Below are 5,402 nucleotides of genomic sequence, written 5' to 3'. Positions count from 1 at the left end.
CCGCGACGGAGACGCGCTGGTTCTGCTTCTTGGCCTCGTCCAGGGCGGCGTCGGCGGCCTTGGCCGCGGCCTCGATGGTGAGGTGGTTCGTCTGCATGACGTTCTTGTTGGCGGCCTCGGCCGGCTTGTCGGCGGCGGAGGCGGACACGGCGCCGAAGGTGCCGGCGGCCAGGGTGGCGGCGACAGCGGTACCGGTCAGAACGCGGGTGCGCAGCGAAAGCTTCTTCATGGTGAGCTCCTGAGAGTCGGGGTGAGGTGCCTCGGTGGCTCGCTCTGAGATCAATCCTGGGCCCGGAACCGGGTCCATATGGTCGACGTACCGGCTGCTGTCGGCTCGCGGTACGGCGTATACCTGCGTCAACCGATCGGTTGACGCAGGGCGGGACCTTTGGGGTCACGATGGAAGGGTCGAAGGGAGTGTGCGGTGCTGAAAGAGCAGGTCAGCGGTGGTAGCGCTGACCATGATCCGGATGCCGGCTGGCTGGCGCGGATCATGCACATCACCTTCTTCGCGCTGCTCGGCGCCTCCCTCGTACGCTTCCTGCTTCGGCATCCCGGGGAGGCGCGGACGCCCTGGATCATCGCGTTCAGCGTCCTGCTCGCGCTCCTGTACGTGCTCGGTCCCGCGCTCGGCGCCCGGCCCACCCCGCGCTGGATGCTCTGGCTCGGGGCCGTGGTCGGCGTCTGGGTCGTCCTGGTGCTCCTCGCGCCCAGCTTCACGTGGTGCGCGGTGCCGCTCTTCTACACGGGCCTGCGCACCCTTCCCGTACGGCCGGCGCTCAGCCTGGTCGTCCTCCTCACCGGGTTCGTGGTGGTCGCGCAGATGCGGCTCGCGGACGGGTTCGACCCGAACCTCCTGGTCGCACCGCCCGCGGTCGCGGCGCTCGCGGTCGCCGTCTTCGTCCATATGCGGCGCCAGTCCGAGCGCCTCGCCGCGATCCAGCGCCGCGAGGGCACCCTCGCCGAGCGGCAGCGGCTCGCCATGGAGATCCACGACACCCTCGCACAGGGCCTGTCCTCGCAGCGGATGCTGTTGCAGGCCGCGGACCGGGTGTGGGAGTCGGACCCGGACAAGGCCCGCACCCATGTCCGTACGGCCGGATCCTTCGCCGAGCGCAATCTCGCCGAGGCCCGCCGGTTCGTGCACGACCTCGCACCGGCCGATCTGGCCGAGGGCGGCGGCCTCGCGGCGGCCCTGACGGCGCTCGCCGAGCGGTCGACGACGGAGACGCTCGCCGTGCGCTGCCGTATCGAAGGACCCGCCCGGGCGCTGCCCGACCGCGTGGAGTCGGCGCTCCTGCGGATCGCGCAGGGCGCCCTCGCGAACATCACCGAGCACTCCGGCGCCTCGGCCGCCGCGCTCACCCTCACCTTCCTCGACGACCAGGTCGTCCTCGACATCGCCGACAACGGCCGCGGCTTCGACCCCGCGGGCGTCACGCCGACCGGTGTACGCGGGCACGGACTTCCCGCGATCCGCGCCCGCGCGGGCCAGCTCGGGGGCATCCTGACCGTCGAGTCCGCGCCCGGCGAGGGCACCGTCCTGTCCGCCGCCATCCCCCTGGAGCACCGCCCATGACCGAGACCCCTGCCATCCGTGTGCTGCTCTGCGACGACCATGTGGTCGTGAGGGCCGGCCTGCTCGCGCTGCTCGACAGCGCGCCCGGGATCGAGGTCGTCGGCGAGGCCGGCAGCGGTGAGGAGGCGGTGGCGCTCGCGGAGAAGCTGCGGCCGGACGTGGTCCTGATGGACCTCCAGCTGGGTGCGGGCATCGACGGGGTCGAGGCGACCCGGCAGATCGCGCCCACCGGGGTGCATGTCCTGGTCCTGACCACGTACGACACGGACGCGGACATCACGCGGGCGATCGGCGCGGGCGCGACGGGCTACCTGCTGAAGGCCGAGCGCCCCGAGGAGCTCTTCGCCGCGATCCACGCGGCGGCGGAGGGCCGCACCACGCTCTCGCCTCCGGTGGCCAGCCGTGTGATGGCCCGGATGCGCAGCCCGCAGCCGACGCTGACCGAGCGCGAACTGGAGATCCTCGGCCAGCTCGCGCAGGGCCTGGGCAACCGCGACATCGCCCGTGCCCTGTTCATCAGCGAGGCCACGGTGAAGACCCACCTGGGCCGCATCTACGACAAGCTCGGCGTGGATACGCGCGCGGGCGCCGTGTCGGTGGCTAAGGAGCAGCGGCTGCTGGGGTGAGTCTCCGGCGCGGCGCGTGGGACGATCACGTACGTGCTGGACATCGGCTATGCCCTCTCGAACCGCTTCCCGGACCCCCCGCAGCTCGACTACCGCCGCGCGGACGTCCGCGTGCTGCGGCACGACCTGTTCTGCGGTGACGTCTACCTCGCGGACACGGAGAAGGACGAGGAACTGTCCACAGCCTGGGGATGGGTCCCGGTCCTCGACTTCGCGTGGGCGCTGTGCGACATCGTGGAACGCCTCGACGAGGACCCGATGGGCAGCCGGGCATCGCGCCCCCAGTACGCCGAACTCGACTTCACCGAATCCTCCGACCGCCTGCTCTTCGAGCGCCGGTTCGGCTGGGTCGAGATCGAGGCGGAGTGGCTCCCGGGCGGCACCCCGCCCCTGACCTTCTCCCACTCCCTGCTGCGCCGCGAGGCCCGCGACTTCCTGCAGGACGTGGTGGCGGACCTGGTGGATCTGCATGAGGACCTGGGCGAGAACCCGGTGATCTGGGATCTGCTGTCGCGGTTCCCGCGGGTGTGAACTCCCGCGTGAGTCAGGGCGTGACAGCCAGGACGTGAGTCAGGGCGTGACCGTCACGACGTGAGTCAGGGCGTGAGACAGGGCGTGACCGTCACGAGTGGCAGTCCACGCAGATGACGTACGCGTCCGGATCCAGACCGTCGAGGTAGGCGGTGACGCGCTCCACGTACTCGGCCTGGGCGGACGGCGGCGTCTCGAAGCTCCACGGCCGCTCGATCCAGGCGCCCTCCAGGGTGAGCAGCACCGCACCGACGACCGCATCGTCCCGCGCCGCACGCACATAGGCCGCGCGGCCCCCGGCGAAGTGGCCGACCGGATCGTGCTGCGGAAGCTCCGCCACCTCGGCCACCGCGGCCACGGCGGGCTGCGCCCGGTAGTCCTGGCGGGCCCGGTCCATGCCGTACGCGGCCGGGTCCGCCTTGAACCGGTCGTGGAAGTGCCGCCACGGCTCGGCGGCGGGCAGTCCCCGTACGGTCCTCTCCCAGAGGTCGTAGCGCGCGCCGGCCTTGTCCCCCGCCTTGGTCCGCATGGCGTCGAGGTCGAGCAGCCGCAGCGGTCCGCCGTCGCAGGTCAGGGCCTCGGCCGGCTGCCCCTCGTTGGTCCAGGACCGCTCGCCCACCACGAGCCGCGGGTCGCCGTCGGCCTGCGGCCGGCACACGAAGTAGCCGGACCAGCGGCCGCCGATCTGGTACCAGTCCCATTCGCCGTGCGCGTTGTACGTGGTGACGGTGTACGCGTGCCCGTCCTCGTCGAGGAGCATCTCCGGCTCGTCGGGGTAGGCCTCGTTGTGCAGCCGCGCGACCTCCGCCCAGGTGGTGCCGGCGGGCAGGTCGCGCCGTGCGACGCTCCAGTGCTCGTGCGGCCGGCCCGTCTCGAAGTCACGCCACGGGTCGACCTCGAGACCCTCGTCGTACGGGGCGAGGGCGGCGGCCACGGCGTGCTCGATCTCCTCGGGCCGCGTGTCCGGCGGCAGGCAGACGAGAACCACGGAGTGCATGACCGATCCCCTCCCGACACATGGGCCCGAGCTCCAGCCGGATGCTGGCACACCCGGGCACCCTCACGCCCCTGGATATCCCGCACCACTGGACACGGGTGGTTTCGCACGGCCCGCGACCGGCCGCCCGCTACCCCTCCACCCGCACCCCGACAGCCGCCGCGAACACCGGTGCCAGATCAAGGAGTTGAGCGGGCGAGATCGTCGCCCCCGAAAGGCGCTCCACGCCCCGCGCGATCTCCAGCTCCCCGCACCGCCGCAGATCGACGTCCTTCATCCGTACGCCGGTGAAGTCCGCGGCCTTCAAGGCGCAGTCGACGAACTCGACGCGCTCCAGGCCGGCCCCGCCGAAGTCCGGCTCCACGAGCACGACGCCCTCGAAGACGACGTCCCGCAGCCGCGCCTTGCGCAGATTCAGATAGTCGATCTTCCCGCCTCGGATCACCACCCGCTCCAGGACCGCCCCGTGCAGCTGCACCCCGCCCATGCGCGCGTCCAGCAGCTCCACATCCCGCAACGACGCGTCCCCCAGGTCGGTCCCGACGCCCCGTACGCCCGAAAGCCGCGTATCGATCAGCCGCGCATGCTGGAGCCGCGTCTCGTCGAACGCGCACTCCTCCACGAGGCAGTCCATGAACCGCGCCCCGGGCGCGTCCTGCCCGCCGAAGTCCCGCCCGCGCAGGGCCAACCCGTCGTAGTCCCCGTCGGGTTCGAGCCCCGCCTCCTCGAACTCCCTCAGCTCGGGGAGGTGGAACTCGGGCCGCTGGGCCCCGGTCGTCGTCGGTTTGCGCGCCATGGGGTCATGGTGGCGCACCCCACTGACAACGGCAGCTCACGGCTCCAGGACCACCTTGCCTACCGTCGCCCGCTCCTGCAGCGCGCGGTGCGCGGCCGCGGCCTCCGCCAGCGGGAAGCGGGTCACGGCGGGGCGCAGGACGCCCTCGGCGGCGAGGGCCAGGGCGCGGTTCTCCAGGGTGCGGACCGGGTTGTCGCCGCCCGCCTTCTGCATCATCGCCGGACCCAGGGTCGTGACCGACTCCACGCCCCGGGACGCGAGTTCACCGTCCGCGAAGTCGATCGGACCGCCGTCGAGGCCCGATTCCGTCCAGCCGAAGACGAGGTGCTTGCCGCCCTCGCCGAGCAGGCCGACCGCCGCACGGCCGGTCTCGCCGCCGACCCCGTCGAAGACGACGCTCGCGGGGCGGTCCGGGCCCAGGAACTCCCGTACGGCGGCGGGCCATTGGGGATCGAGGTAGTCGACGGCCAGGTCCGCGCCGTTCTCCCGTACGAGGGCGGCCTTGCGCTCCCCGCCCGCGAGGCCGACGACCGTGGCGCCCTTGGACTTCGCGTACTGGACGAGGAAGGTGCCGAGGCCGCCCGCCGCCGCGGGGACCACGACCACCGAGTCCTTGTCCAGGTCGGCGAACTGGACGATGCCCATGGCGGTGCGGCCGGTGCCGATGAGCGCGACGGCCCCGGCCTCGTCGAGGCCGTCGGGGATCTCCTGGAGGCGGGCGGCGTCCACGACGGCGAGCTCGGCGTAGCCGCCGGGGGCGAAGCCGAGGTGGGTGACGACGCGCTTGCCCAGCCACTGCGCGTCGACGCCCTCGCCGAGTGCGTCGACGACGCCGGCGATCTCGCGGCCGGGGATGGTCGGGAGCTCGACCGG

The 5,402-nt window shown here is 72.4% G+C and carries 6 protein-coding genes and 1 pseudogene; 3 read left to right on the top strand and 4 right to left on the bottom strand.

The window, feature by feature from the left end:
• Positions 1 to 229, bottom strand: a pseudogene (locus tag ABT367_RS40600) (heme-binding protein); the annotation flags it as partial.
• A gap of 195 nt (positions 230 to 424) precedes the next feature.
• Between ABT367_RS40600 and ABT367_RS40595 the strand changes: the two are divergent.
• The 3 genes from ABT367_RS40595 to ABT367_RS40585 are packed head-to-tail and all read left to right on the top strand — an operon-like array spanning position 425 to position 2,736.
• Entirely contained in the window at positions 425 to 1,579 is a 1,155-nt protein-coding gene (locus tag ABT367_RS40595) for a sensor histidine kinase (protein ID WP_352258905.1), read from the top strand.
• On the top strand, positions 1,576 to 2,205 hold the full coding sequence (locus ABT367_RS40590; protein ID WP_352258903.1) for a response regulator transcription factor: 630 nt from the start codon (positions 1,576 to 1,578) through the stop codon (positions 2,203 to 2,205). Before ABT367_RS40595 ends, ABT367_RS40590 begins: the two co-directional genes overlap by 4 nt.
• A 33-nt stretch (positions 2,206 to 2,238) precedes the next feature.
• Positions 2,239 to 2,736, top strand: a complete 498-nt coding sequence (locus ABT367_RS40585; RefSeq protein ID WP_352258901.1) for a hypothetical protein — start codon at positions 2,239 to 2,241, stop codon at positions 2,734 to 2,736.
• A gap of 91 nt (positions 2,737 to 2,827) precedes the next feature.
• Here the strand turns inward: ABT367_RS40585 and ABT367_RS40580 are convergent, their stop codons facing one another.
• From ABT367_RS40580 to ABT367_RS40570, 3 genes are all read right to left on the bottom strand, one after another.
• Positions 2,828 to 3,733 carry a hypothetical protein gene (locus tag ABT367_RS40580; protein WP_352258900.1) on the bottom strand — a complete coding sequence of 302 codons (906 nt, stop codon included), beginning with the start codon at positions 3,731 to 3,733 and terminating at the stop codon, positions 2,828 to 2,830.
• 130 nt (positions 3,734 to 3,863) lie between these two features.
• Positions 3,864 to 4,529 (bottom strand): pentapeptide repeat-containing protein, encoded by a 666-nt coding sequence (locus ABT367_RS40575; protein ID WP_352258899.1) that lies wholly within the window; start codon positions 4,527 to 4,529, stop codon positions 3,864 to 3,866.
• 36 nt (positions 4,530 to 4,565) lie between these two features.
• The coding region (locus ABT367_RS40570) for a zinc-binding dehydrogenase (RefSeq protein ID WP_352258897.1) at positions 4,566 to 5,402 on the bottom strand (837 nt) is incomplete at its 5' end.

The sequence above is a fragment of the Streptomyces mesophilus genome (assembly GCF_040300965.1).
GTDB classification, from domain to species: Bacteria; Actinomycetota; Actinomycetes; order Streptomycetales; family Streptomycetaceae; genus Streptomyces; species Streptomyces mesophilus_A.
Note: the sequence above shows the minus strand (reverse complement) of the source record. Positions and strands in the feature narration are given on the sequence as shown.